This is a genomic window from Sporolactobacillus putidus, assembly GCF_014647035.1.
Classification (GTDB): Bacteria; Bacillota; Bacilli; order Bacillales; family Sporolactobacillaceae; genus Sporolactobacillus; species Sporolactobacillus putidus.
Genome location: NZ_BMOK01000001.1, coordinates 104247 through 129565 on the forward strand (window position 1 = coordinate 104247; position 25319 = coordinate 129565).

The window sequence follows — 25319 nt, forward strand, 5'->3', positions numbered from 1 at the left end:
AAGTGAGAAAAAGAGTGCCCTTATTCAAGGCACTCCGACTGACGTCCCAGTTAAAACTCAATCAGTGAAAGTACGTCGTAATCCGATAAAAGTTTCCTTCCGCCCAGTTCAGTCAGTTCAATCAAGAAAGCCACACCGGCAATGACGCCGCCCAGACGTTTGACGAGCTTGATCGTTGCTTCGATCGTACCTCCCGTCGCCAGCAGGTCGTCGATCACAAGCACACGCTGTCCAGGCTTGATCGAGTCCTTATGGATGCAGAGCTCGTCGAGGCCATATTCCTTTTCGTAGGATACTGTCGCCACTTCCCGCGGCAGCTTTCCCGGTTTTCTTACGGGAACAAAGCCCACGCCCAGAGAATAAGCGAGCGGACCGCCGATGACAAATCCGCGTGCCTCCGGTCCGACGACCGTTTCCGCTCCTCTGTCTTTCGCAAATTCAGCGAGGTCATCAATCGCCGACTTGTAGACAGGCCCTTCCTGAAGCAGTGAAGTGATATCTCTGAAATTAATTCCCTTATTCGGAAAATCCTGCACTGATTTAATATACTTTTTATAATCCATTCATGGTCCCCTCCGGCTCAGTAGCTTTATCACGGTACTTCATCTGTTTCTCAAACCACGTTTTCAGTGAAGAAAGCGGGGAATAACAAAAAAGGTCTTCAAGTTCCAGCTGCTTCTTTTCTTTCCGATAGGTTAAAGAAGCAGTCAATGGCGCCTTTACCGGTGCGGAATTTTCTGTCAGCAAACCTTTTTCTATTTTAACAAAACCGAGTTCAAAAAACACCTTTGTCATAAAATGAATGGTCCGCTCAGGCCATCCTTTGTAGCGCGCGATCTTTTGGGCCATGACATCCAGCATGAAAGAATGTTCCTGCCGTATCAGGGCATAATACCAGACAAAGTGGTTTCGCGACGGAAATGAGGAAAAGTAGTGTTCCCGTTGATGGTAGAACACGGCATAAACCCTGTGAACCCGCGGACTGTTCACGGTCAGTTCGGACAACTGATCTTCCTGCTCGGGAAGATCGAGCAGCACAAGGTTCGGACGGCTGACGGACATGCCCGGTTCAAACAGTGTGACGCTGTTCCCGATCCGCAGCCTCTCCGCACTTTCCGGATGAAAAGCAAGCAGCGTGGCAGATTCGGATGGGAGCGCGGAGATTTTTTCACGGATTCTCTGCTCGGAGCGCCAGTCGAAAATCTGCGGACCATCGATACATAAGTCTTCAATTAAAAACTGCGGTTTTCTGAATCCGTTCCACTCATTAATCGAGCAGTTGCCAATCACAGTGGGGCAGTCAATCGGCGAGATCTGTTCCAGCCGTCCACCAAGTCCGAATCCGATCCCGTCGAGCTCTTTCTCCCGGCCTTGAAATGTCACTTTCAGATGAGCTTTTTCTCTTCCCGCGGCACTGATTTTTGAGAGCCTGACCGTATCCATCCGGAATGTCGGGCGGGGATTGTCTGTGCCGAAAGGTGCCATTTTATCCAGTTCTTCAATTTGATCCACCGTAATCTGATCCGGGGTGCACTCACCGTCTACGGCGAGCCGGGGAACGAAAGCCTGATCATCCAGAGACTCGGCTGCCGCAAGATTGAAGTCTTCTCTGAAGGCGTCAATCTCTTCCTCCGGGAGCGACAGCCCGGCCGCCATTTGATGTCCTCCGAACTGCGTCAGATGTTCCGAGCTTCTCTCCAGTCCCCGATAAAGGTTGAATCCGTCAATGCTGCGTCCGGATCCCTTGGCCGCTCCGCTTTGCTCATCGATACTGAGAATGATTGTCGGCCGGTAGTATTTCTCAACAATCCGCGAGGCTACGATACCGATCACACCCTGGTGCCAGTTTTTCCCCGCAAGCACCAGGGCCTTGTCGCCGCGGCGATAATAGCCGGAAGCCTCTTTATCGGCTTCAATCATGATTTTATCAGCCAGCGCTTTTCTTTGCCGGTTCAGCTCCTCCAGCCTGTCAGCGAGCGGAGCGGCCTCCCCGGCGCTGTCTGCGAGCAGCAAGCATAAAGCAGCGTCCGCATCGGCCAGCCTGCCCGCTGCGTTGAGCCTGGGTGCCAACTGAAAACCAATCATATCGCTGTCCATGGTCCCGTTGATTCCGGCTTTTATTTTCAGAGCATCGATCCCTGCAAGCGATCCCCCGTCCATTGCCCTGAGCCCTTTTGAGACAATCAGGCGGTTTTCATCGCGCATCGGTACAAGATCGGCAACGGTTCCGACAGAAGCCAAGGCGATCCAGCCGTCATTCAGCTGATCGGGACAGACCGCCTGAACAAGTTTCAGCGCCACGCCCGCACCGGAAAGTCCTTTAAACGGATAATCGCATCCGGGCTGTTTCGGGTTCAGAATGGCGAACGCATTCGGCAGGACTGCCGGCGGTTCATGGTGATCGGTAACGATGTAATCGATTCCCAGCTTCCTTGCTCTTGAGGCGGCTTCCAATGCGGCAATTCCGGAGTCAACGGTCACAATCAGTCCTACCCGATCCTCCTCTGCTTTCTCAACCGCGCGAACGTTTGGTCCGTACCCGTCTTTGAATCGGTTGGGGATATAGCTTGTGACCCGCGCACCCATTTTTCTGAGTGCCCTGATCAAAAGTGCGGTTGAGGTCACACCGTCCGCGTCATAATCACCGAACACCCGGATCACTTCCTGATCACGGACCGCCCGGATGATCCTCTCCGCTGCTTCTTTCATGCCCAGCATCTTCATCGGATCATGAAACTGCGCCTTTTCTGTGTGTAAAAAGATGTCGGCTTTATTCGGCCGGTCAATCCCGCGCAACACAAGGAGGCGTGCGGTCAGAGTGGAAATGTGCAGCGCATCTGTCAATGCACGCACCTTTTCTTCATCCGCGCGCTTCAAAATCCACCGATAGTTTGACTTTAACAACCGCCTCTCCACCTCCTTCACTATTATTTTACGCTTTCATAGATGATACCTTATTTTTTTAGTAAAGAGCGTCGCCTGGAAGAACGGGTTTCTTTCTCTTCATCTTCAGGCCGCCCGTCCGTGGCTATTCGGTTTCCATCATCAGGATGGAGCTCACTCAGACGGCGGATTTCGCGCTCAAGCTGCCTGATACGGCGCTGCTGTACGTATATTTTATAATAAGTGAATAAGCCGACAAGCAATGAGCCGAGCAGAAAAAAGCCAAGGATGATCAGAATCAGCGGAAGCCTTGCATTGCCGAACAGGAAGTTAAAAGTCACATTCTCCACATTCCCGATAGAAAAGAGAACGACGATTAAAGTAAAGATCAGCGCAAAAAGCAGACTCCATTGTTTTTTCACTGTCTTTGCCCCCTATCAAGGTAATTATTGAAAAAAAAGAAAAGAAAGACGGAATCAAGGTCTGTCTTTCTCTTCCGAAAATGCTCAGGCTTGCGGCTGTACCGTTCTTTTTCGCTTGCGGTCCGCCAGATAACGTGCCTTCAGCACTGCCCATAGCGGGCAGGCAATACAAATCGACGAGTAGACGCCGCAGATCAGGCCGACAAACAAAGCGATTGTGAACGTGCGGATCGACTCGCTGCCAAAGATCAGCAGGAAAATGACCGGAAAGAGAACGGTCAGGACCGTATTCACAGACCGTGTCAGTGTTTCCCGAATACTCAGGTTGACGATGGCCCCCAGCTCCTCGAACGTCGTCAGCCGCTTTCTGCTGAGTTTGATGTTTTCCCTGACACGGTCGAATGTCACAATGGTATCGTTGATCGAATAGCCGACAATCGTCAGGACGGCTGAAATAAACAAGATACTGACCTCAATGTGAAACAGGCTGAACACGGTGACAATAATGAAAGCGTCATGAATCAGGGCAAGAACCGCTGTCAGCCCCTGAAGAAATTCAAAACGGATCCACACATAGATGATGATAAAGACTGAGGCGAGGATCAGGGCGTAAAAAGCATTTTTTGCCAGATCGCGTCCTACCTGCGGTGAAACCGTGCTGACATTGGGATTCACACCGAAGCTGCTTTGAACGGCACTCTTGATCGAAGCTACCTGTTGCTGATTCAATTCCTTATTGAGGGCAACCGTTACTGTGTTATTATTATTGCCCGATACGGTCGGCTGGCCCGGCTGATAGCCGAGATCCGTAAAAACCTTGCTGACTTTGGTTACCGACAGCGGCTGGCTGCTCTGCACGTCAATTCGCGTCCCGCTGGTAAAATCTATACCCAAGTTCAGCCGGAAAACAAACAAGGAAATAATCCCGATCAGAATCAGCGCGGTTGAAAAAATAAAGAATACATTTCTGTATTTGATGAAATCCAGATGGTCGTAAAACTTATTGTAATGTTTATAGTTCATATTCTGCTTATTATTCACGAATATCACTCCTCCTGACACCGAACAGGCCCGGTCTGTCGTTGAGCGCCCTGCTCCGGATCAGAAGGCCGAGGAACAGGCGCGCACCGTAAACCGATGTGATGAGCGTGATGATGTTGCTGATCAGAAGCATCACGGCAAAACCTTTGACGGCGCTGTTACCGAATGAAAAGAGAACTCCTGCGGCAATAATGGTCGTCATATTGGCATCCACAACCGTTGGCAGAGCCCGCTGATTTCCCGATTTGAACGCCGACAGGATCGACTTGCCGCTTCGGATCTCATCCTTGATACGCTCCAGAGTGATAATATTCGCATCGACTGCCATCCCGATTCCGAGGATCAGCGCCGCGATTCCCGGCAGCGTCAGAACAGCCTGAAGACCGACGAAGACCGACATAACGATATAAACGTAAAATACAAGCGTGAGATCCGCGATCAGGCCGCCGAGTCTGTAAAAAGCGAGCATGAACAGCAGAATCGCCGCTACTCCGAGCGCGCCCGCAAACAGTGTCTGAGTCATTGAATTCTGGCCGAACTGCGCGCCGACCGAATCCGAATAGATTTCAGTCATCTTGACCGGCAGCGAGCCTGAATTCAGCAAATCCTTCAGGTTGGTTGCTTCCTGTACCGAGGCCATTCCCGTGATCTGTACATCGGTCGTGTTCAGGACCTGACTGACCTGAGGCGCGGAGATAAACTTGTGATTTTTCTGCGAAACCTCTTTAAGGAAAGAATCGCCCTTCTGATAATCCAGCCAAATCACGAGTACATTGTTCGGTGCTTCGGCAAGAATTTTTTTCGTGACGCTGGCGAACCTAGCCGGATCTTTCAGCTGCAGCGTAACCATCGGATGGTTCAACTGATCGAAAGCCACATTGGCCTTTCCGGGCTGAAGATCGCTCCCGTCCATCATCAGATTGTCCTTATAATCCCTGAAAGTCAGGACGGCAGTTGTCGACAGCAGCTGGCGGGCCCGTTTTTCATCCTTTACGCCCGGAAGCTGAACACGGATCCGGTTGCCGTTTTCGATGGAAATGCTTGGCTCGCTCACGCCGAGGACATTGATGCGCTTGTTGATTGCGGCCACGGCGTTGCTCATTGTATTGCTGTCGATCTTCTGTCCCGCTTTAAGCGGTTTGATCTGATAAAGCACTTCAAAACCGCCTTTCAGATCAAGGCCCAGCTTCACATTATGTATGATGGGCACCGTCGCAAAACTAAGTATGATTGCCAAAACAATCAGGATTGCAAAAAAGGAAAACAACGGTCCTTTTTTTACCATAATCTTTAACTTGCTCCCTTCTCTTTCTCCGCCAGAAGGCATGGCCTTCTCCGGTGCCAAGCCGTACCTCGAGGCAATCCGCATAAATGGTTTATTTGAATAGCGGGCCGTCGCCAAGGCCGACCGGACTGTCTTTAAAAATATCCATACGCAGCTTGTTCATATAATCGTTCACAGTCAGCGACATGACCTCAGCCACCACCTCATGTATTCGTTCAGGCTTGTCCTCTTTTTTCCTTTCCAGCCTTTCTTTCGCAAAATTCCAGAATTCATCCATCGTCAGATGATTCAGACCCAGCAGGTGAAATTCATCCAGTTTGCTCTGCAAAAACGGTCCGATTGCGCTCCGCCATTTTTCCATATCATCGCATGCTTCCGGCATTCAGATTCCTCCCATAATGTTTATCATAGCATAACTGGCGTGTAATACGAAACACAATTTCCCGGCCGCTGAAAGCTTTTCTCTGTTTCGGAAGATGCGTCCCCGGTCCGGATGATTCATAAAGGAAGGCTTGTCATGCTCGGCCGGGCTCGCTGCATATAATCCGATATGCACGCGGCATTTGTTTTCTTCACCGCAATACGGCAGAAAAAGGCGGACAATCAATGACACGGCAATCTTTCTTAACCGGATCACTTATATTAATGGCTGCGGGACTGTTCACACGCATTCTGGGCATGGTAAACGGCATGGTTCTTGCAAGGGTCATCGGGTCCGAAGGCGTCGGCCTGTACATGATGGCTTTCCCGGCCATGCTTCTTGTTGTCACGCTAACGGAACTCGGCCTCCCCGTAGCCATTTCTAAACTGGTTGCCGAAGCGGAGACTTTCGGGGATCAAAGAAAGATAAAGAAGATTCTCTCCTTGTCGCTGGCCATTGTCGGCAGCGCCGGTGTCATACTGACCGCGTCCATGCTGCTGATGATTCCTCTTTCTGCAAAATTCCTGTTTGCCGATACGCGCGTCATCTATCCGCTGATCGCCATTACGCCCGTAATTCCGATCGTTGCCGTCAGTTCGGTTCTGCGCGGCTATTTTCAGGGCATCCGGAACATGAAGCCTTACGCTTATTCAGGCATTGTCGAACAAGTCGTCCGCATTTCCCTTGTCGCCGTGCTGGCCAGCCTCCTGATGCCGCATGGTGTCGAGTATGCGGCGGCCGGCGCCATGATTGCCGGATCCGCGGGGGAGTGCGCTTCGCTGGTGTACATGCTCCGCGCCTTCAGAAAAGAAGGGGGGCTCCGCATCCGTACAGGATTTCGGAATTCCATTCAACGCAACCGCTCCATCCTCCGGCAGCTTCTCGGAATCGGTCTTCCGACCATGGGAAGCCGGCTGATCGGCTCGCTCAGCAACTTTTTCGAACCGATCGTCGTCTCAAACAGTCTCGTTCTGGCCGGATTTTCGATCAAAGCTTCAGCGGAATTGTACGGACAGCTGACCGGATACGCGCTGACTCTGCTTCTTTTGCCCAGCTTTATCACGCACGCCCTTCACGTTTCGCTTGTTCCGGCGATCAGCGAAGCCTACGCCAGAAAATCATACGGCATGATCCATTTCCGGCTTAATCAGGCACTGCGGATCGCCATGCTGACCGGCGGGCTCTCCCTCGTCGTCACTTTTTCCTTCGCCGAACCGCTGATGACGCTGATCTATGACTCACCTTCCTCCTCAGATCTGCTCCGCATCATGGCACCCTTCTTCATGATTTTCTATTTTCAGGGACCGATGCATGCCGTCCTTCAAGCGCTGGATCTTGCAAAAGCGGCGATGTTCAATACCCTGATCGGATCGGCAGTTAAAATCATCACGCTTTATCTTCTGACCAGTCGGCCCGAATTCGGCATTAAGGGCGCTGCCCTCGCCATCTGCATCAATGTCGTTCTCGTGACCGCCCTTCATACAGCCCTGATTATCAGGACGATCGGGTTCTCCCTGATTCTTAAGGATTATGTGCGGACCGCCATCATCATCGCATGCTCCGGGGTTCTTGCCCATTTTCTTATTGGAAGAGCCTTCACCGACTGGGCACTTTTCCCCAGAACACTGACGCTGATCTCGATTATTGCGACTTTTTATCTGCTCCTTGCTCTTTTTCTCGGGATGATTCACAGAGAAGAGCTCGGCCAGCTTCCTGTAATTGGAAAATGGGTGAACTAATGCTTCGACTTCCCGTCTTTCATATCCATATAGAAATTCCCCGCATGATCGATCGTCAGGTAATCCACCTGACGAATATCGCGATAGCCGAATTTTCGCAGCACCTGTCTCAGCCACAGATACGTTTTTCCGATACGTTTCAGATTATCTCCGCGCACCCTTCCGCATTCGATGAGCGGAAGGGCCATCGGCGGACCCGTGTCCCCGGAAAAAAACGGTTCGCGCGCGGCGGCTGCCGCTGATAATCCTAAGCGGCGGTGCGGGATGTTTTCTTCTTTAAGGGAAAGCGAAGATATGCTTTCTCTGATTGCTTGTTTCGCAAAGACCTTGAATAAAAGAACGTGCAGCCGATAAGCGGCGATAAGGAGCAGGAGCGGGACAAGGAAAGGGAGAAGCGGTTCATCTGGCCGGATAACCGCAAAAAAGGACAGTTCGGCAGCCATCAGAAGAACGGCGAATTCGGAAAATGTCCGGTCACCAATTTTCGCAGCCATCAGGTTTCTGAAGCCGAGCAGCATAATGACAATTAAGAGCAGTGTTCTGGCGGCCGCCGTTCCCATTTTTCTCCCCCTCCACGTTCTTTTTCTTAAGCTTATTATGAACAGAACGGAGCATTTCATGAATAACTAAATACGTTCTTTTTGGCATCAACCGCTCATTGTCCGAATAATATTGAAGGTAAACAGGCACTGACAAGCGTCAATCGTTTTAAAAAAGATCGTTCGTATCATGGAGGTGAAAAAATGGCGCGGAACTGGCTGACGGCCGTTACTTATGGAATGGCTGCATCATTTGTCATCGTCCTTGCCTCTGCTTTTCTGCTTGCTTCCCTTTTGCGGTTTACGTCTTATTCGGAAACCGGCGGATCCGTCCTGCCGATCGTCATATCGGTTATCGCCCTGTTCACGGGCGGGATCATTTCCGGCTCGAAAATGAAAGAGAGAGGACTCCTGATCGGATCCATCACCGGCCTTTTTTATTGTTTGTTCAGCTTGTTTTTCCAGTTTCTCGGACTGGACCAGGCACCAGGGCCGATGCAATACGTTTTCTATATGGCGAACATTGCTTCCTGCTCGATCGGCGGGGCGATCGGTGTCAATTTTTTTGCCGGAAAGCACTTATAATCTTTACTTCCGGCCGGGCAAGTGACCCGGAGCCGGTGTCCCGACGATTGCCCCTTCCTTGTTTTGGAAAAAAAGCGGCCCTTTTTCGGGGGCCGCTTTTTTCTTTAGTTTTCCGCTTTTTCTGCAGATTCTTCTTTTGCATCTTTCTTTTCATTTTCGGCGTGGACATTCGCGCCGGACTTCTTCAGTACACCGCGAATGGCACTGCGCTCGAAGGTCAGCTTGCTGGTTCCGCACCTGAGAACCACAGTCTGATCGTCGATCGAATCGATGGTTCCCTGCAGGCCGCCAATGGTGACGATCTTGTCTCCGCGCGACAATGACGACTGCATTTCTTTGGTTTCCTTCGTCCTTTTTTGCTGAGGGCGGATCAGCAGGAAGTAAAAAATAGCGACAAAAATAATCAGTGGTATGAACGTACTTAAACTGCCCATGGAGAGCCTCCCTTTCAACCCTTAAAAGTTTTTCGCATCTGGTTTATTAAAACCGTACGATTCAAAGAAGGTTTCTTTGAATTCAAGAAGCCGATCTTCCAGAATCGCCGATCGGACACGCTTCATTAATTTTATCAAAAAATAAAGATTATGGTAAGTCGTTAAGCGAAATCCGAATGTTTCGTTTGCTTTTACCAAATGACGAATATAAGCTCTTGAATACGAACGGCACACGGAACAGTCGCAGTGCTCGTCGATTGGCCGGAAATCGCGCGCGTACTTTGCATTACGGATAACCAGCCGACCGTGTTCCGTCATGCATGTCCCGTTCCGGGCAATACGCGTCGGAAGCACGCAGTCGAACATATCGATTCCGCGAATGGCGCCGTCGATCAATGAATCCGGAGAACCGACACCCATCAGATATCTCGGCTTATCCGCTGGAAGAAGCGGAGTGGTAAAAGCAAGTATTTCATTCATCGTTTCCTTAGGCTCGCCGACAGACAAGCCGCCGATGGCGTACCCCGGAAAATCGAGGGAAGTTAAATCGGCAGCCGACTGTTTCCGCAGATCTTTATAACCGCCGCCCTGAACAATACCGAAGAGCGACTGTCTTTCCGGATGTTTATTTGCCCTAAGACAGCGCTCAGCCCAGCGGCTCGTCCGCTCGGCCGACTCCTTCATGTAGTCGTACGTACAAGGGTACGGAGGACATTCATCGAATGCCATCATGATATCCGAACCGAGCGCGTTTTGAATAGCGATCGATTTTTCAGGCGTGAGAAAGAGCTTTTCCCCATTCAAGTGATTACGGAAATGTACACCCTCTTCACTAATATCTCTCAGCTTGCTTAAACTGAAAACCTGGAAACCGCCGGAGTCGGTCAGAATTCCCTGATCCCAGTTCATGAACCGATGCAGCCCCCCGGCTTCTTCTACAATCTCCTCGCCGGGGCGAAGCCACAAATGGTAGGTATTGCTCAAGATTACGCCAGCACCCATTTCTTTCAGCTCACGCGGGCTCATCGTCTTGACCGTGGCCTGCGTTCCGACCGGCATGAACATCGGGGTTTCAAAGGTGCCGTGAGGGGTGTGCAGTCTGCCGAGCCGCGCGCCGGTATTCTTTTCTGTCTTAATCAATTCATACGTTACCGCTGCACTCATCTCGTTTGAATTCCTTCCTCAATGAACATTGCATCGCCGAAACTGAAGAAACGATATTTCTCTTTAACGGCTTCACGATAGGCCTTCAAAACAAAATCTCTTCCGGCAAAAGCACTGACAAGCATAATCAGGGTGGATTTTGGCAGGTGAAAATTCGTAATCATGCCATCGACGGCCTTGTATTGATAACCTGGATAAATGAATATGTCAGTCCAGCCGGAAGCCTCTTGGAATTCGCCGCCGAACTTTGCCGTAATGGTCTCCAACGTCCGAATGACCGTCGTTCCGCACGCGATCACGCGCTTTCCTTCCCGTCTCACCCGGGTCAGCGTGTCCGCAGCATCCTTCGTCATCTGATAAAATTCCGAATGCATAGTATGTTCTTCTATTCTGTCCACTTTAACCGGTCTGAATGTGCCGAGTCCGACATGCAGCGTAATAAAAACGATGTGGATCCCTTTTTTTTCGATTTCAGCAAGCAGTTCTTTTGTAAAATGCAGGCCGGCCGTCGGCGCAGCTGCCGATCCGCGGTGTTTCGCATACACCGTCTGATAGAGATCGGGATCATCCAGCTGCTCTTTAATATAGGGCGGCAGTGGCATTTTTCCAAGTTCCTCAAGCACTTCATAGAAAATACCTTTATAATGAAAAGTCACGATTCGCCGGCCTTCATCGAGTTCTTCAGCACAGACGGCTTCAAGTTTGCCGTCGCCGAATTGTATCTGTACCCCTTCATGCACCCTTTTTGCCGGTTTTACCAGGCACTCCCACGAATCGCCCTCTGTCTGTTTCAACAGGAGCAGTTCAATCTTGGCACCTGTATCTTCTTTATGCCCGATCAGCCTGGCGGGCAGCACTTTCGTATCATTCAGAACCAGGCAGTCGCCGGGATTCAGGTAGTCGATGATTTCGCTGAAATGATGGTGCGCGATCCTGTCTTTATTCGGGTTAATCACCATCAGCCTTGACGCTGCACGATCCTTAAGCGGCGTCTGAGCGATCAGTTCCTGCGGCAGTTCATAATCAAAATCTGAAACATCCATGTTCTTTACGCACTCTCTTTCAATTAACGAAAATGATTAATAATGTAAAAAATCAGTGATAAAACTATGCTGATAACAATACAAGTGACAATAGGAAACATAACCGTGACATTTCCCTTTTTGATAAAGATGTCACCGGGGAGACGGCCGATCAATGGCCAGCAAAGTCCGATCACGAAGAGCACGGCACCCGTTATCATCAGAATTCTGCCTAAATCTCCCATGGCGGTCAGCCTCCCTTTTCCATATTGAAATGTTTGTAAGCGTGATCGGTGACAACTCGGCCCCTCGGCGTTCTCTGCATAAAACCGATTTGCAGCAGATACGGTTCATAGACGTCTTCGATCGTGTGTCTCTCCTCCCCGATAGCTGCTGCAATCGTATCCAGCCCGACAGGTCCGCCGCCAAATTTGCTGATGATCCCCATAAGCAGCTGATGATCGACCCGATCCAGGCCCATTTCGTCCACCTGAAGCCGGCTCAGCCCGATCCGAGCCGCGTTTCGGTCAATGACCCCGCCCATCTCGACTTGGGCAAAATCGCGGATTCTCCTCAGGAGACGGTTGGCGATGCGCGGTGTTCCCCTGGAGCGGCGGGAAATCTCGTCGCAAGCCTCACCGTCAATCTTGGCGTCAAGGACAGATGCCGTTCTTTTAACAATAAGCGAGAGTTCAGCAGGGCTGTAATATTGCAGCCTGTTGATGACGCCGAAACGGTCGCGAAGGGGGGGCGAGAGATAGCCCGCCCTTGTTGTTGCGCCTACAAGAGTAAAGGGAGGCAGATTCAGGCGGACCGAATGCGCCGTATCGTCTTTGCCGACGATGATGTCCATGCAGAAGTCTTCCATTGCTGGATAAAGAATTTCCTCAACATGACGGCTGAGCCGGTGAATCTCATCGATAAACAGAACATCTCCCGGCTCAAGCGAAGACAGCACCGCAGCCAGATCCCCGGGTCGCTCAAGAGCGGGGCCGGATGTTGTCCGGATGCCGGCACCCATTTCAGCCGCAATAATCATGGCCAAAGTCGTTTTTCCAAGGCCGGGAGGGCCGTAGAGCAGCACGTGGTCCAGGGGCTCATTACGTCCTTTGGCGGCCTTTATAAAGATTTTCAGATTTTTTTTAATGGCTTCCTGGCCAATGTAATGCTCCAGATCCGACGGCCGGATCGATTTCTCGATCCCCTGATCTTCAAGGGTTGATTCACTCGAAAGCAGCCGGTTTTCTTCCACCGTCTTCACTCCCTCCTTTTACGCCTTCATCATTAAGCGAAGGGCTTCTTTAAGATAATTTTCTGCCGACAGGTCCTGTTTTTTAAGTGTGGGAATCATGCGGCTTATTTCCTTATCCGAATACCCGAGCGTTTTTAAAGCGTCCAGTGCTTCCGTCAGCGCATGATTTCCATTTTCTGAAGGTTCTTCACCAGCTTTTTCTTCCTGGACGGCAAAATCTTTTAATTTTCCTTTTAAATCCAAAACAATCTGTCCCGCCGTCTTCTTGCCGACTCCCGGAAACCGGGTGAGGTAACGGTCATCTTCCGCTTCGATGGCCTGTATGATTCGTTCCGGCTGGTCCGTAGCCAGAATAGCAAGCGCACTTTTCGGACCGATGCCGGAAACGGTCAGCAGCCTGACAAAAAGCTCACGCTCCTCACGCGTTTTAAAACCATACAATACGTTGGCATCTTCACGAAGATACTGATACAGATAAAGGGTTGTTTCACGATTCATCAATGGCTGATAGCTGAACGGATTGGCACAGACAATCCGATAACCGATGCCCCCCTGTTCAAGAACAATACCGTTTCCGGAAAGATAAGTCAGCAATCCCCGTATATAGTCGAACACAAGCTTAGCTCCTCATCCGTTCATTTTTATACACAAATTCAAAAGTCATTCATTTTACATCATAACATAAGCTGAAGAGATACCACAAAAATGAGAACGAGAGGAGCTGCCCCATTTTTGAACACTGTTCCGAATCCGGCGAAAGTTTATCCCAATCCGGAAAATTGTTCCCAATCCGGGTAAAGTTGCTCCGAAACAAATAAAAGTTAATCCTAAATTACATCAAGTTGCTCCGAAATCATATAAAGTTTATCCCAATTCGGAAGTTGCTCCCAATCCGGGCGAAGTTGCTCCAACAAGGAAAAGGACATTCCTGACCGAATGTCCCCGTAATTCCGCTTCTTTCGGAAAAATGTGCTGTTTGGGTATTGCATCACGCATACAGTAAAAATAATCAGGCATCCTCAAGATTGCTGTAAATGTCCTGAACGTCATCGTTATTTTCCAGAGCATCCAGTAAGGCTTCCATTTTTTCAAGATCCGTGCCGGTTAAAGCTGTTTTCGTCTTCGGAACCCTTGCTACCTCAGCCCGGTCGATCTCGTAACCTTTATCTTCAAGCGCCCGTTTGACCTCCTCATGGGTCTCGGGAGCCGTCGTGATGATAAACGTGTCGTCCTCGGTTTTCAAATCGTCCGCGCCTGCATCGATCGCGTCCATCATCACCTGATCCTCATCAAGATCTTCTGTCACTTCAATTTCAATAATGCCTTGTTTATCAAACATGAAAGCGACGCTTCCCGATTCGCCAAGATTACCGCCGCTTTTCGTAAAGGCATGGCGGATTTCTGAAGCCGACCGGTTGCGGTTGTCGGTCAACACATCGACCATGACCGCCACACCGCCCGGACCGTAACCCTCGTAGGTAATTTCATCATAGGTAACTCCGTCAAGATTCCCGGCTGCTTTCTTAATTGCCCGGGAAATATTATCATTGGGCATATTGGCCGCCTTTGCCTTTTCAATCGCGTGCCTCAGCCCGGCGTTCATTTCCGGGTCGCCGCCGCCCCGTTTCGCTTCCAGAAAAATATCTTTAGACAATTTCATAAATGCCTTGCCGCGAATCGCATCCATTGCATTTTTTTTATGCTGTATGTTATTCCACTTGGAATGTCCAGACATACTTTGTTCCCCTTTCATCAATGCTCTTCTAAAATGCCGCAGAAACTGTCGTGCAATAACCAAACCCATTTCCGTTACCATTATACATATTTTTAACTTTTAAAAAAAGAGCAAGGATTTCTCCCTGCCCTTAGTTTTGTTATACGATTTTATTTCGTGTTGTTTTGAAACGGACGCTTTACGGCTCTGGAAAGATCGTCAATGATTCCGACGATGTCGGTACTCACTTCACGCATTCCCTTTCCGGCATTGAAATTCGTTTCGGCCGCCGTAATCCTCTGCACATAACGATTGTCGGTTGACACGTAAACCGTTCTGTTTCCGGCGAGCGGTTGGACAGCAGACGTAATTTCTTTTCTCAATTTTGCCGTATCCGTCCGGCCCCGATCGGGAACTGCTCCGATCACCACGTTGGCGTTTGTCACAACAACGTGGGTCTGGGCAATCCCGTTGACAGTATTCGCCTTATCGGCGATCCTTTTTGCCAGGCTCCGGTCCGATTTATAGCCTACACGATCATATGGATTCGTCTGATTCGTATTGGTAAAATCGGTCGGAGCCGGAGTAACCGGATTCGGATTGACTGCAGCATTCGGATTGTAGCGATTGTCCATTCGATAGTTTACGTCGCGCGGCGCGTTCGGATTGTAGTACGCAGCATTATCCGCCCTGCAGCCGGAAAGTATGCCGCTCACCGCGAGCGCAATACCAAGTGCACTCATTGTTTTTTTCACTATAAAACCCCCCTTCACAAAATATCATGTGTGGCAGCGGGGGGTTTTACGCTTATGAATTTTTACCGTTAATTTAACATATTTTGGAAAAACACTCATCTTTATTTCTTTTTTTGCGATGGGATCGTTTGCCCCGGCTGATAAGCAGGCGATGTTGCCGTATAGGGAACCGGCTGCGGAGGCTGGTTCCCTCCATAATAGCCGACAGGCGAATACGGCGGGTAAAGTGCCGATTGGACAGGGCCGCCGCACCCGCAGGGCTGCTCCGGATTTTTCAAGCCCGGCATATAAGGATAGGGGTAGCCTCCGATTGCTCCCGGAGCGGGAGATCCTGCTTTCCCCGCTGTTGTATAATCCGGCAAAGTCTGGACTTGAGCGCCCGGTTCTTGAAAAGCGGGGGCGGTGGTCGTTGGCCCCATCATTTCAGGATTCGTCCATGGTGAGACCGCCGGACTCTGGACACCGGGTGCATTGGCCGGTGTGTAAGGCTGGTCTACATGTATGGGCCCTTGTGAAAACAAGGCAGGATTCACTTGTTGTGCCGGACTCTTCGCCGGTTTTGCCGATTTGCCTTGTACCGCAGGATTATACGGTTTCACGGCATTTTCATTTGCTGCCGGAGAATACGGGCTTACATAAGAAGCCGGATTAACCGCCGGATTCTCCATCGGTGCCGGATAATACGGATTCGGAGGAACCGCCGGTGACGCCGGGCTCAGCGGATAGTACGGGGCCATCTGCAGCCCCGCAACGTTGGGATTCTCCGGATAGCCCTGAGCAGCCGGAGCAGGATAATACGGACCCGAAGGACCTGCCTGATAGGCCGGACTTACCTGACTCTCCGCGGATAACGGGTAGTACGGGTTCATTTGAGGCGCTGGACCGGCAGGCATGACCGGGTATCCTTGTGCAGCGGGAGAATAGGGTTGTTTTCCGGTATTTGCAGGCTGCGCTGCACCGCCCGGCTGATTCCAGTATCCTGACATTCCTTCAGTCATCGGATACTGGCTTTCTTTTGGATAGAATACCTTTGAAAAATCAGCCTGCTGCGCCGGTGCCTTAACCGCATTTCCTTCACTTTTTACAGCGGCCGGGGCGGCAGCCGGCTTTTTCATGCCCTGAACATTCGGCTGTGGGGCCACATTCATCGTTTGAGACCCAATCGGTGTTTTCGGCTTTGCAATCGGTGCAGCTGCCGGCGCGACAGGTTTCGGCTGGGCCTGGACGGCTGCTTTCATTTGCGGCACCTGTGCTTTTGAGGGCTGTTTTGCTTTTTCCGAACGGGTTTCCTGTTCCAAATGTTTTAACGGCTGCTTGCCGACAGCCACTTTTACTTTCATTCCCTGAGCCAGTTTGCCGTCTGTCAATTCTGTATTCATCTTTCTGAACGCATCAATTGTCATGCCGTGTTTACGCGCAATTTCCGCCATCGTATCGTCTTTTTGAACAACATACAATTTCACGGTTTCCATCCCTCCTGTGAAAGTCATTCTATATATATGGCACGGCTGGGCGTTTTGCCACTCTTTCACAGAAAAGAGCATTCATCCAAAAAAGACGGGGCATCTTCATTTGCCGCTCTGCCCGGTCGCGGACGGCGCGCGGCGTGCAGAATTCCCGAAAATTGATTATAATGGAAAGCAAACAACAATCGTGGAGTGTTAACAATGAACCAGACAAAAGATAAACGCAGATCCGGGGGCGAGAGGCGAAAACTGATCCTTGAACTTTTACGGCAATCATCCGAACCGGTCACAGGAAGCGAGCTGGCTGACCGGATGGATGTCAGCCGCCAGGTCATTGTTCAGGATATTTCCTTGCTCAAAGCGAAAGAATTTCCGATTATAGCGACGTCACAAGGCTATCTGTTTCTGACAAAATCGGAGCCGGAAATGAAAACACGGACGATTGCCTGCCGGCACACCATGCAGCAAACCGAAGATGAACTGAATCTGATTGTTGACTGCGGCGTGACGGTGATTGACGTAACCGTTGAACATCCCTTCTACGGAGAAATCACCGGATCTCTGATGATCCGCAACCGAATGGATGTCAGCCGCTTCATCAGCAAGCTGGAACAGACAGGAGCATCTCTTCTCTCATCGCTAACAGGCGGCGTTCATCTTCATAAACTGGAAGCTCCTTCTAATGACCGTCTGGATGCTGCTGTACATTTATTGAAAAAAGCGGGTTATTTATTATAACCCGCTTTTTTGCTCAGGCGACATGCTTTTTTTGTTCTTGCGGAGCGGCCCGCTTCCGCCCTTAAGCGATTCAGTCCGTATATTCAAATTCGTAATCCATGATGCGGACCGTGTCGCCTTCCTCGACACCTTTTTCTTTCAAAGCATCATCCACACCCATGCCGCGCAGCTGCCTCGCGAACCGGCGGATTGCTTCATCATGGTGAAAGTTTGTCATTTTGAACAGCAGCTCCACTTTCGGGCCGGACACATTAAAGATGCCGTCTTTATCTTTCGTGATCACAAAAGGTGCCTCAGGCTGATCCAGGCGATAAACGGACGGATGATCCTCTTCGGACGTTTCCTCCAGCGGAAATAATGGCGTTTTTTCGATCAGTTCATAAACCTTTTCCATCAGAGCGTCCAGTCCGGAACGGGTCACTGAGGAGACCGGAAAGACCGGAATGTCCTTGTCAATCTTTTTTATGAAATTCTCCAGATTCTTTTGGGCTTCCGGCATATCCATTTTGCTTGCGGCAACAACCTGGGGCCGTTCGAGCAAACGCCATTGATAACTTTTCAATTCTTCATTTATTTTTTTAAAATCTTCATAGGGATCCCGTCCCTCGCTGCCCGACATATCAACGACATGAACAATGACCCGCGTGCGTTCAATATGGCGCAGAAACTGGTAGCCAAGTCCTGCTCCTTTGCTCGCACCCTCGATCAGGCCCGGCAGGTCGGCAATGACAAAGCCTCTCCCTTCTCCGAGGGCAACCACGCCAAGATTGGGGACGAGTGTCGTAAAATGATAAGCGGCAATTTTCGGCCTGGCTGACGTGACGGCGGCGAGCAATGTCGATTTCCCGACGCTCGGAAAACCGACCATACCCGCGTCTGCGAGCAATTTAAGTTCAAGCTGGATCTCCCGTTCTTCGCCGGGTTCACCGTTTTCTGAGATATACGGTGCCGGGTTGGCCGGCGTGGCAAAACGGGAATTGCCTCTGCCGCCTCTTCCTCCTCTTGCAACGACCGCCTGCTGCCCGTTTTCGGTCAGATCGGCAAGAATTTCATTTGTTGTACTGTCCCGGACAACCGTTCCCGGCGGGACAAACACGGTCAGATTCTTCGCGTTCCTGCCATGTTGATTTTTCGGCCGGCCGTTCTCCCCTTTTTCTCCTTTAAAATGACGCTTGTAGCGGAAATCCATCAGTGTCCTCAGTCCTTCGTTCACTTCAAAAACGACATCCGCTCCCTTTCCGCCGTCTCCGCCGGCCGGACCGCCGTCGGGCACATATTTTTCACGTCTGAAGGCAACCATTCCGTTGCCGCCGTCTCCGCCCTTGACGTATATGGTTACTTGATCGACAAACACATGACCCACCTCGTTCTTCCGTTGACACTGTCATTTGTTATATAGTGTTTGACCCATTTTAAAGATTGATGCAGTTTAATTGCCATAAGCTTTTCCTGTGCTTCTTTTATTCGGATCAGTTTTCCTGTGTGGATGACGTGAACATTTACCGCTGACTCCTCAATTTCAAAAAGGATTCTGACAAAGTTGTCCGTCATTTCCGACGCCTGTTCTTCAAGGAGCAAAAGCAGTTTCTGAAAAAACTCCGTCAGCTCCTGATCGTGCCACGCAAGATTTTTTTCAGGGCCGGATACTTCAAATGAAAGCTGAAAAGAATGGGGAGCCCAGCTGTAAGTCACAAGAAAAAAAGTGCATTTCGGAATTTGCAGATGGGACAGACGGGCCTGATTACGCAAATTGTCCGTCATCCGATCCATGACTAAATTCGCTTTCTCCGGCTGCTGCATGTAAAGATACCCTTTGATCAGCTGCAGATCATTGAGCAGCGCGTGTCTGGCGGAGCTGATCAATTTTACACCCGTCTTTTCATCGAACATCGCCGTCTCCCCTCCCGAATCATACCTTGCCCTATAGTATATCAGAAAAAACGGGTGACCGGATAACCGGAACCCGTTATCGTTGCCGGATAGACAAAAAGCGGCGGGCGATTCTTTGCACACGCAAAAAACTGCCCGCCTCTTTACTATATCGTTTTATTCTCAGAATTCATTTTGGGAGCACAATCATGCCTCTATAACAGCAGCCGCCGGATAAACACTGACCTTTTTACGATCACGACCGAATTTTTCAAACCTCACAATTCCGTCTGCTTTCGCAAACAGCGTATCGTCTCCGCCACGGCCGACATTTGTTCCCGGATAAATCTTCGTGCCGCGCTGGCGGAACAGGATTGAGCCGCTCGTCACCAACTGACCGTCCGCTCTCTTGGCGCCAAGGCGCTTTGCGATGGAGTCACGTCCGTTCTTGGTGCTGCCGACACCTTTTTTGGATGAAAAGTATTGCAGATCAAGTCTCAACATGGTCAACACCTCCTTCATCATAGATTTTTATATAGTTCCCGTAGGATGTTTCAATTGTCTGCATGGATACGAGCATTGCTTCCAGAATCAGCTGCATTTTATCCCAAGCATCCGTCGTTGTTTTCGGGCAGATACACTCAAGAAAACCTCCGGCTTCCGCCTGCGTTACCTTCATTCTGGCTCCCGTAAGCGACTCGACAGCGTTTAAAGCCCCGAATGATACGGCAGAGACTGCCGCACAGACAAGATCGTAACCGTAAGGTCCGCTGCCGGCATGTCCGGTCATTTTAAAAGCTGTGATCTCCCGCTTAAGATTGCGATCAACAGTAAGGGTTATCATGCTTCTCACCCTTATGCATTGATTTTTTCGATCGTGACCTTTGTAAACGGCTGTCTGTGTCCTTGCTTGCGGCGGTAATGCTTTCTCTTTTTGAACTTGAAAATAACGATTTTCTTGTCTCGGCCCTGTTCAACGACTTTTGCAGTGACACTGGCACCTTCAACCGTCGGAGCTCCGACTTTGACATCTTCGCCGCCGATGAAGAGCACCTTGTCAAAAGTCACCGTATCGCCGGCTTCAGCAACAAGCTTTTCAATAACAATCGACTGGCCTTCCTCAACCTTCAGTTGCTTTCCGCCCGTTTCAATGATTGCGTACATTTGATGCACCTCCTTTATTATCTCAGACTCGCCAAAATAAGGCAGCCCCAGGCATTTAACAGAGAGTGCCAAAAGATGTCGGACCGTGCAGAGGATCGCTGTGCACGCCTCTTTTCCGCCTTTCAGACAGAATCTCTCTCGCCTTTTTCGTGCGGTTGGAGCGAGATGCTCCTATTCCTGTCATCCTTAAGCAATGACAAAGATATGTTATCACAGTTTGTCACGTTCTGTCAACGGAATCCTTTTTGCCTCTGCTGCGTTATGACCCTGTCCATTAATCCGAACCGCCGTCTTTTTCTTGTCAGTTCAACGAGTCCAAGTCTTGTATAGCCGAAAATTTTTACAGTGGCCGGATCGTCACAGACCGCTTCTTTCAAATAGTCAAGCACTTTCTCCTTGTTGTCGTTATCATTCAGGTGAAGAAAATCAACGACGATCATGCCGCCTATCTCCCTGAGCCTGAGCTGCCTCGCAATCTCGCGCGCGGCCATGCAGTTAATGTCAAAAGCCGTGGTCTCCCATCCCTGCCGGAATACCGTGGATCCGGAGTTCACATCGATCGCTGTTAGCGCTTCAGTATAATCAATAACCAGCGACGCACCGTTGCGAAGAGGGACAAGGGGGCGCGAAGATGCTTCATAAATGCCGTACAAGCCATGACGAGCGAAGAGATTCTCCTCTTCCGGCTGATAGACGACCGATGTATGATTCGGCAGTCCGGTTTCTGCAAGAAACTGATTGGTGTAGACGGTACAGGATGGAGGAAAATGATTTTCGTTTAATATCCACGCGATAAAGGACAGCTGCCGTCTGATCAATCCCGAATCGCTCATCCGGCCGCTGTCTTCCCTGATTTTCTCCCATTGCGCTTTCAGTTCCTGAAACTCGCCATAAAGCTGTTCGATGCTCATCCGCGCACCCGTTGTACGGACAATCGCACCTTCAGGGGGGACGCACCAGCTCGAAACCTGTTTCCGTAAGAGCTCGCGGTGCTCCCTGATTTTATGCGAAACAGCAGTATAGCCTCCGAGAGGAAGATAGATCATCCCTTTGCCGACGATTTGGACTTGTTCCGTGAGCCCGGCCACTTTGCCGGCACTCTCCTCTTTCTCAACCTGAACGATGCGGAGTTCCCCGGGTTCCGGATGATGTCCGGATGCGATTTTATTCCCGGGCAGGAATCCGCTCTGTCCATGCCCCAGGTCCATGAACCAGCCTATCTGATGAATCCGGCTGCCGGATACCCGCCCAAGACAAATATCCCCGGCTCTGACCTCACCCGAGGATGATTGAAAATAAAAAGAGAGAACATCGTCATTTTTCAGAAGAGCGGCACGAACACCTTTTTCTTCTTTATCAACGACAATTGTATAGTTTTTTTCACACACAGAATCACCTTTTCTCCCGCTCTTTCACACAATTATCGCAAAAACAGGGATCGGGCGCAATACAGCGGCGTTCTGCCCGTCAATCGGATACGTATTCATCGACCGTTGTCCCTGCTGCACGTCCGCTAAAGTAAGCGGAAGCAAGCGCCCTTCCATCGATGGTTTTCCGGGCATTTCCCTCAATTTTTATCCTGTGCTCGGCATTCCTATAAAATTTTGAGAAGACGGAGAGAATCGGCGTGTCCGGCTGAACGATCAGATTTCTGATTTTCGGGCACGGTTTCTTCCTGCGGGAAATGGCCAGCAGAAAACGGAGAAAGCGAAAGGAAAGTGCGCGGCGTTCTTTGTAAAGAGACAACAGAATAAACAGAATAACAATCCATAAATTTGCTGAAAAAGGAAGAAAATACAGAGTGATCAGACTGAACAACATGAGCGCTGTCAGTGAGAGCAAAAGCACCTTTTCATATGCCGATTTAAACGGATAGTTTTTCTGCAGAAAGAGATGCAGCAGCCTGCCGCCGTCCAGGGGCCAGATCGGCAGCATGTTGAAAAGCAGCAGAGCGTTGTTCTGATTGATAAACAATTGGTGCATGGTACCATCCCAAAACGGCAGCACGGAAAGAACAGGGGAAAGGAGAGGCAGCCAAACATGCTGGAGCGGCCCGGCCAGAACGACCAGACACTCCTGCCTGAAAGAATGCTCTTCTTCCTCATCGATTTTGGCCACGCCCCCAAAAGGCAGCAGTTCTATCGATGTGACGTTCCATCCAAAATAAAGCGCGGCAGCGGCATGTCCGCACTCATGGATCAGAACAATGATGAAGGCGATCGCCGTTTCCCAAAAATGACCGGTCACGATGCCTGCAGCAATGACAAGCCAAAGCAATGGGTGAATTCTGATTTTTGAAATCAGAAAATTAATCAAAGGACATCACCTGAATGGGGTCGATGAACTTCTGGCCCTTCTTCAGTGCAAAATAAAACGTTCCTCGTTTATTTCCGCCCCCGGTTGTCCCTATTTTCTGACCCTGTTTAACGAAATCATAAACCTTGACGTCGACCTGGTTCAGTTCTCCGTACCACGATTCATCGCTGTTCTGATGCTGAATAATAACGGTTTTCCCTATTTTGTTCTTCTGGCCGACGAACACGACCAGTCCATCTTTAACGGCCTCGACGGCCGAATTCGGAGACGTGGCTACTGTGATCCCGTTTGTCTGACTGTTAAAGCGATCCTGTACCTGTCCGGTAACCGGTTCGGCAAAAGCACCGTTCTTATTCTTTGAGGAAGATCCGGAAGCCGCCTGGTTTCCCTTATTTCCGCCAAATAAACCGGGGAGAAAGCCGACAGGCTGCCCCAGGTTTTTTTCATACCAGCCGGAAACGGCGGCAAACTGAAATTCCTGAGTCAGCGCCGTCACAATGGATTGTTTGACGGGAAGCAGACGCGAACTTTTATTTTGTTCAATCCAATAGACCGATGAGAAAAGAAGCGCGGAGATCAGACACTGGATTAGAAAACGGCGGGCAAGCGATAGAGGCGGACGCCGATCCTTTTCAATGTCGTTCGGCTGAGCATACCGGTCATAAGGGCTGATCAAATCACGCGCAGGCGGAAGTCCGGGCGGACGCATCGCCTGAAGGGCTTTCCTGCTTCGTTCCCGATGCCTCTTTTTATAATCATCGTAACCATTCATTTCCTTCTTCCTTCCCGCTTGTCCTTTTTCAAGCATTGTATGCGCGGTGCGGGAGAATTATGATCCATTAGAAAACTTGGCGAAGCCCATTCTTCGGTGCCGGCTAAGCCATAGCTTTTCTTATTAGTTTAGTATGAAAAAGCCGCTGCCGTCATTAGGAAGGATTTTTCCAGCGGCAGCGGTTTCGTATGCTTGCTTCTGTTATCTCATGCCCAGTAAACTTTTGAATCTATGGAAAAAACCGCTTTTTTCCTCGATGACCATTAAAGGAACCGTTTCACCAAGAATGCGCCGCCCGATGTTGCGGTAAGCCTGTGCCGCTTTTGAAGAAGGGTCCAGAGCAATCGGTTCCCCTTTGTTCGAAAAAGAAATGACATCATCGTCGTCTAAAACGATGCCGAGAAGATCGATAGCCAGTATATTCATAATTTCGTCGATATCGAGCATTCCACCGTTTTTAATCATGTGCTGGCGAATGCGGTTAATAACCAAACGGGGAGGGGTAATCTTTTTCTCCTGTTCCAGCAGGCCGATAACCCGGTCCGCATCACGAACCGACGATATTTCCGGAGTCGTGACCACAATCGCATGATCCGCGCCGGCTACCGCGTTCTGAAAACCGCGTTCGATACCGGCCGGACAGTCAATGATAACATAGTCAAAATCCGCTTTGAGTTCATCGACAATCTTTTTCATTTCATCGGGCGCAACAGAATTCTTATCTGTTGTCTGCGCTGCCGGAAGAAGGTTAAGGCAGTCAAAACGCTTGTCTTTCACGAGTGCCTGGCTTAATTTGCACCGTCCGCAAGTCACGTCAACAAGGTCGTAAATGATACGGTTTTCAAGCCCCATGACAACGTCCAGATTACGCAGGCCGATATCTGTATCTACAAGGCACACTTTTTTGCCTTGAAGCGCCAGAACCGTACCGATATTTGCAGATGTTGTTGTTTTCCCGACACCGCCCTTGCCTGAAGTTATAACGATTGCTTCCCCCATGGTTAACACCCCTCTGCTTTATAAAGATTTACGGCATCTTGAGCAGTAAAGACAAATGGCTCTTTTTCAAGACGGCTTGGAGACGGTCGATCACAATCTTGCCGACAGAGAGGTCAACATAAGCGCACTCCAGCACATGATCATTTTTCATTTCATTCGCGGGTTCTTCAGCGGTTCTGCTGATGATCCGCCCGATTTTCAGCTGCGTTGGTTTCATAATCGAAGCCGCAATCACTGAGTTCTGTTCATTTCCGGGCGTTCCTGCAGAAGCGATACCCCGAAGCGCTCCGAGCACAAAAATATTTCCGGTTGCCGAAACCACTCCACCCGGGTTCACGTCGCCGATCAGCAGTAAATCGCCCTCCACCGAGAGGACCTGACCGGACCGGATTATCCGGGCCACAGAAACTATTTTCTCCTTCGATTTTTCTGTCTCAAATTCTTCACGTGTCAGCACATTTGACCATATATCGTCAACTTTCAAATGATCAAACGACCGAATGATCGCCATCAGTTCTGAACGCTGGGATTCGCTGATATAACGGTTCCCTACCTGAACCTTGACCGAAGTCACAGGTCCTTCCTTGTAAAGCTGCTGATTAACGGACAATTTCTCCTTCAATTCATGAAGCAGTGCTTCATAGGCACACGTATCATCCATAACCAGTACAAGTCCGTCTTTTCTTCCTTTCATCGTGACAAGAGGCTGTTTGATTGACATCGGGATTATTCACCTCGA

The 25319-nt window shown here is 50.0% G+C and carries 27 protein-coding genes and 1 pseudogene; 3 read left to right on the top strand and 25 right to left on the bottom strand.

What is annotated here, in order from left to right; genetic code table 11:
- Window positions 1–50 precede the first annotated feature (50 nt).
- From IEX81_RS00585 to IEX81_RS00605, 5 genes and pseudogenes are all read right to left on the bottom strand, one after another.
- Window positions 51–563 carry an adenine phosphoribosyltransferase gene (locus tag IEX81_RS00585; protein ID WP_188800765.1) on the bottom strand — a complete coding sequence of 171 codons (513 nt, stop codon included), beginning with the start codon at window positions 561–563 and terminating at the stop codon, window positions 51–53.
- Window positions 553–2904: a single-stranded-DNA-specific exonuclease RecJ gene (recJ, locus tag IEX81_RS00590; RefSeq protein WP_188800767.1), complete on the bottom strand. Its 2352-nt coding sequence runs from the start codon at window positions 2902–2904 to the stop codon at window positions 553–555. Before recJ ends, IEX81_RS00585 begins: the two co-directional genes overlap by 11 nt.
- Window positions 2905–2954: 50 nt before the next feature.
- Window positions 2955–3305 (bottom strand): LapA family protein, encoded by a 351-nt coding sequence (locus IEX81_RS00595; RefSeq protein WP_188800769.1) that lies wholly within the window; start codon window positions 3303–3305, stop codon window positions 2955–2957.
- 84 nt (window positions 3306–3389) lie between these two features.
- Window positions 3390–5631, bottom strand: a pseudogene (gene secD / locus IEX81_RS00600) (protein translocase subunit SecD).
- A gap of 91 nt (window positions 5632–5722) precedes the next feature.
- Entirely contained in the window at window positions 5723–6013 is a 291-nt protein-coding gene (locus IEX81_RS00605; RefSeq protein ID WP_188800771.1) for a post-transcriptional regulator, read from the bottom strand.
- 224 nt (window positions 6014–6237) lie between these two features.
- Between IEX81_RS00605 and spoVB the strand changes: the two genes are divergently transcribed.
- The gene (spoVB, locus tag IEX81_RS00610; protein ID WP_188800772.1) at window positions 6238–7791 is read left to right on the top strand and encodes a stage V sporulation protein B; all 1554 of its coding nucleotides are present in this window, start codon (window positions 6238–6240) and stop codon (window positions 7789–7791) included.
- On the opposite strand, the gene IEX81_RS00615 is transcribed toward spoVB, so the two are convergent.
- Entirely contained in the window at window positions 7788–8351 is a 564-nt protein-coding gene (locus tag IEX81_RS00615) for a DUF421 domain-containing protein (protein WP_188800774.1), read from the bottom strand. The genes spoVB and IEX81_RS00615 overlap by 4 nt on opposite strands.
- 183 nt (window positions 8352–8534) lie before the next feature.
- On the opposite strand from IEX81_RS00615, the gene IEX81_RS00620 reads away from it, so the two are divergent.
- Window positions 8535–8915: a TIGR04086 family membrane protein gene (locus tag IEX81_RS00620; RefSeq protein ID WP_188800775.1), complete on the top strand. Its 381-nt coding sequence runs from the start codon at window positions 8535–8537 to the stop codon at window positions 8913–8915.
- A 104-nt stretch (window positions 8916–9019) separates the two neighbouring features.
- Here IEX81_RS00620 and yajC read toward each other — a convergent pair whose 3' ends face one another.
- From yajC to IEX81_RS00665, 9 genes are all read right to left on the bottom strand, one after another.
- Window positions 9020–9349 (bottom strand): preprotein translocase subunit YajC, encoded by a 330-nt coding sequence (gene yajC, locus IEX81_RS00625; protein WP_188800778.1) that lies wholly within the window; start codon window positions 9347–9349, stop codon window positions 9020–9022.
- A gap of 21 nt (window positions 9350–9370) precedes the next feature.
- Window positions 9371–10513 carry a tRNA guanosine(34) transglycosylase Tgt gene (gene tgt / locus IEX81_RS00630; RefSeq protein WP_188800780.1) on the bottom strand — a complete coding sequence of 381 codons (1143 nt, stop codon included), beginning with the start codon at window positions 10511–10513 and terminating at the stop codon, window positions 9371–9373.
- On the bottom strand, window positions 10510–11556 hold the full coding sequence (queA, locus tag IEX81_RS00635) for a tRNA preQ1(34) S-adenosylmethionine ribosyltransferase-isomerase QueA (protein WP_188800782.1): 1047 nt from the start codon (window positions 11554–11556) through the stop codon (window positions 10510–10512). The genes tgt and queA overlap by 4 nt, the downstream gene beginning before the upstream one ends.
- 23 nt (window positions 11557–11579) lie before the next feature.
- The gene (locus IEX81_RS00640) at window positions 11580–11780 is read right to left on the bottom strand and encodes a DUF2905 domain-containing protein (protein WP_188800784.1); all 201 of its coding nucleotides are present in this window, start codon (window positions 11778–11780) and stop codon (window positions 11580–11582) included.
- Between the two features lie 5 nt (window positions 11781–11785).
- Window positions 11786–12787, bottom strand: coding sequence for a Holliday junction branch migration DNA helicase RuvB (ruvB, locus tag IEX81_RS00645; RefSeq protein ID WP_188800786.1), 1002 nt, complete (start codon window positions 12785–12787; stop codon window positions 11786–11788).
- Between the two features lie 18 nt (window positions 12788–12805).
- Entirely contained in the window at window positions 12806–13402 is a 597-nt protein-coding gene (ruvA, locus tag IEX81_RS00650) for a Holliday junction branch migration protein RuvA (RefSeq protein WP_188800788.1), read from the bottom strand.
- Window positions 13403–13796: 394 nt separating this feature from the next.
- A complete protein-coding gene (locus IEX81_RS00655) occupies window positions 13797–14522 on the bottom strand; it encodes a YebC/PmpR family DNA-binding transcriptional regulator (RefSeq protein WP_188800790.1) in 726 nt (241 codons plus the stop codon).
- A gap of 149 nt (window positions 14523–14671) precedes the next feature.
- A complete protein-coding gene (locus tag IEX81_RS00660) occupies window positions 14672–15256 on the bottom strand; it encodes a YhcN/YlaJ family sporulation lipoprotein (RefSeq protein WP_229727413.1) in 585 nt (194 codons plus the stop codon).
- Window positions 15257–15357: 101 nt separating this feature from the next.
- Entirely contained in the window at window positions 15358–16719 is a 1362-nt protein-coding gene (locus IEX81_RS00665; RefSeq protein WP_188800792.1) for a LysM peptidoglycan-binding domain-containing protein, read from the bottom strand.
- Between the two features lie 204 nt (window positions 16720–16923).
- On the opposite strand from IEX81_RS00665, the gene IEX81_RS00670 reads away from it, so the two are divergent.
- Window positions 16924–17460, top strand: a complete 537-nt coding sequence (locus IEX81_RS00670; RefSeq protein WP_188800794.1) for a transcription repressor NadR — start codon at window positions 16924–16926, stop codon at window positions 17458–17460.
- A 70-nt stretch (window positions 17461–17530) separates the two neighbouring features.
- Here IEX81_RS00670 and obgE read toward each other — a convergent pair whose 3' ends face one another.
- The 10 genes from obgE to minC form a co-directional block, all read right to left on the bottom strand.
- Complete coding sequence (obgE, locus tag IEX81_RS00675; RefSeq protein WP_188800796.1) at window positions 17531–18814, bottom strand: GTPase ObgE; 1284 nt, start codon at window positions 18812–18814, stop codon at window positions 17531–17533.
- Window positions 18796–19350, bottom strand: a complete 555-nt coding sequence (locus tag IEX81_RS00680) for a Spo0B C-terminal domain-containing protein (protein ID WP_188800798.1) — start codon at window positions 19348–19350, stop codon at window positions 18796–18798. Before IEX81_RS00680 ends, obgE begins: the two co-directional genes overlap by 19 nt.
- Before the next feature lie 186 nt (window positions 19351–19536).
- Complete coding sequence (gene rpmA, locus IEX81_RS00685; RefSeq protein ID WP_188800800.1) at window positions 19537–19833, bottom strand: 50S ribosomal protein L27; 297 nt, start codon at window positions 19831–19833, stop codon at window positions 19537–19539.
- Window positions 19820–20173 carry a ribosomal-processing cysteine protease Prp gene (locus tag IEX81_RS00690; protein ID WP_188800802.1) on the bottom strand — a complete coding sequence of 118 codons (354 nt, stop codon included), beginning with the start codon at window positions 20171–20173 and terminating at the stop codon, window positions 19820–19822. Before IEX81_RS00690 ends, rpmA begins: the two co-directional genes overlap by 14 nt.
- A gap of 11 nt (window positions 20174–20184) precedes the next feature.
- Entirely contained in the window at window positions 20185–20493 is a 309-nt protein-coding gene (gene rplU / locus IEX81_RS00695) for a 50S ribosomal protein L21 (protein ID WP_188800804.1), read from the bottom strand.
- 230 nt (window positions 20494–20723) lie between these two features.
- Complete coding sequence (locus IEX81_RS00700; protein WP_188800806.1) at window positions 20724–21881, bottom strand: ribonuclease E/G; 1158 nt, start codon at window positions 21879–21881, stop codon at window positions 20724–20726.
- A gap of 79 nt (window positions 21882–21960) precedes the next feature.
- Window positions 21961–22809 (bottom strand): M50 family metallopeptidase, encoded by an 849-nt coding sequence (locus tag IEX81_RS00705; RefSeq protein ID WP_188800808.1) that lies wholly within the window; start codon window positions 22807–22809, stop codon window positions 21961–21963.
- Window positions 22802–23581, bottom strand: a complete 780-nt coding sequence (locus IEX81_RS00710; RefSeq protein ID WP_188800810.1) for a M23 family metallopeptidase — start codon at window positions 23579–23581, stop codon at window positions 22802–22804. The genes IEX81_RS00705 and IEX81_RS00710 overlap by 8 nt, the downstream gene beginning before the upstream one ends.
- Before the next feature lie 201 nt (window positions 23582–23782).
- Entirely contained in the window at window positions 23783–24580 is a 798-nt protein-coding gene (gene minD / locus IEX81_RS00715; RefSeq protein ID WP_188800812.1) for a septum site-determining protein MinD, read from the bottom strand.
- 28 nt (window positions 24581–24608) lie between these two features.
- A complete protein-coding gene (gene minC / locus IEX81_RS00720) occupies window positions 24609–25301 on the bottom strand; it encodes a septum site-determining protein MinC (protein ID WP_188800814.1) in 693 nt (230 codons plus the stop codon).
- Window positions 25302–25319: the final 18 nt, after the last annotated feature.

Coding starts and splice junctions, on each gene's coding strand:
- minC (WP_188800814.1), bottom strand. CDS start 25,301: ATGTCAATCAAACAGCCTCTTGTCACGATGAAAGGAAGAAAAGACGGA.
- IEX81_RS00670 (WP_188800794.1), top strand. CDS start 16,924: ATGAACCAGACAAAAGATAAACGCAGATCCGGGGGCGAGAGGCGAAAA.
- queA (WP_188800782.1), bottom strand. CDS start 11,556: ATGGATGTTTCAGATTTTGATTATGAACTGCCGCAGGAACTGATCGCT.
- rpmA (WP_188800800.1), bottom strand. CDS start 19,833: ATGTTGAGACTTGATCTGCAATACTTTTCATCCAAAAAAGGTGTCGGC.
- rplU (WP_188800804.1), bottom strand. CDS start 20,493: ATGTACGCAATCATTGAAACGGGCGGAAAGCAACTGAAGGTTGAGGAA.
- IEX81_RS00585 (WP_188800765.1), bottom strand. CDS start 563: ATGGATTATAAAAAGTATATTAAATCAGTGCAGGATTTTCCGAATAAG.
- IEX81_RS00615 (WP_188800774.1), bottom strand. CDS start 8,351: ATGGGAACGGCGGCCGCCAGAACACTGCTCTTAATTGTCATTATGCTG.
- tgt (WP_188800780.1), bottom strand. CDS start 10,513: ATGAGTGCAGCGGTAACGTATGAATTGATTAAGACAGAAAAGAATACC.
- yajC (WP_188800778.1), bottom strand. CDS start 9,349: ATGGGCAGTTTAAGTACGTTCATACCACTGATTATTTTTGTCGCTATT.
- minD (WP_188800812.1), bottom strand. CDS start 24,580: ATGGGGGAAGCAATCGTTATAACTTCAGGCAAGGGCGGTGTCGGGAAA.
- IEX81_RS00655 (WP_188800790.1), bottom strand. CDS start 14,522: ATGTCTGGACATTCCAAGTGGAATAACATACAGCATAAAAAAAATGCA.
- IEX81_RS00620 (WP_188800775.1), top strand. CDS start 8,535: ATGGCGCGGAACTGGCTGACGGCCGTTACTTATGGAATGGCTGCATCA.
- IEX81_RS00710 (WP_188800810.1), bottom strand. CDS start 23,581: ATGAATGGTTACGATGATTATAAAAAGAGGCATCGGGAACGAAGCAGG.
- IEX81_RS00680 (WP_188800798.1), bottom strand. CDS start 19,350: ATGTTCGATGAAAAGACGGGTGTAAAATTGATCAGCTCCGCCAGACAC.
- IEX81_RS00605 (WP_188800771.1), bottom strand. CDS start 6,013: ATGCCGGAAGCATGCGATGATATGGAAAAATGGCGGAGCGCAATCGGA.
- spoVB (WP_188800772.1), top strand. CDS start 6,238: ATGACACGGCAATCTTTCTTAACCGGATCACTTATATTAATGGCTGCG.
- IEX81_RS00690 (WP_188800802.1), bottom strand. CDS start 20,173: ATGATAACCCTTACTGTTGATCGCAATCTTAAGCGGGAGATCACAGCT.
- IEX81_RS00640 (WP_188800784.1), bottom strand. CDS start 11,780: ATGGGAGATTTAGGCAGAATTCTGATGATAACGGGTGCCGTGCTCTTC.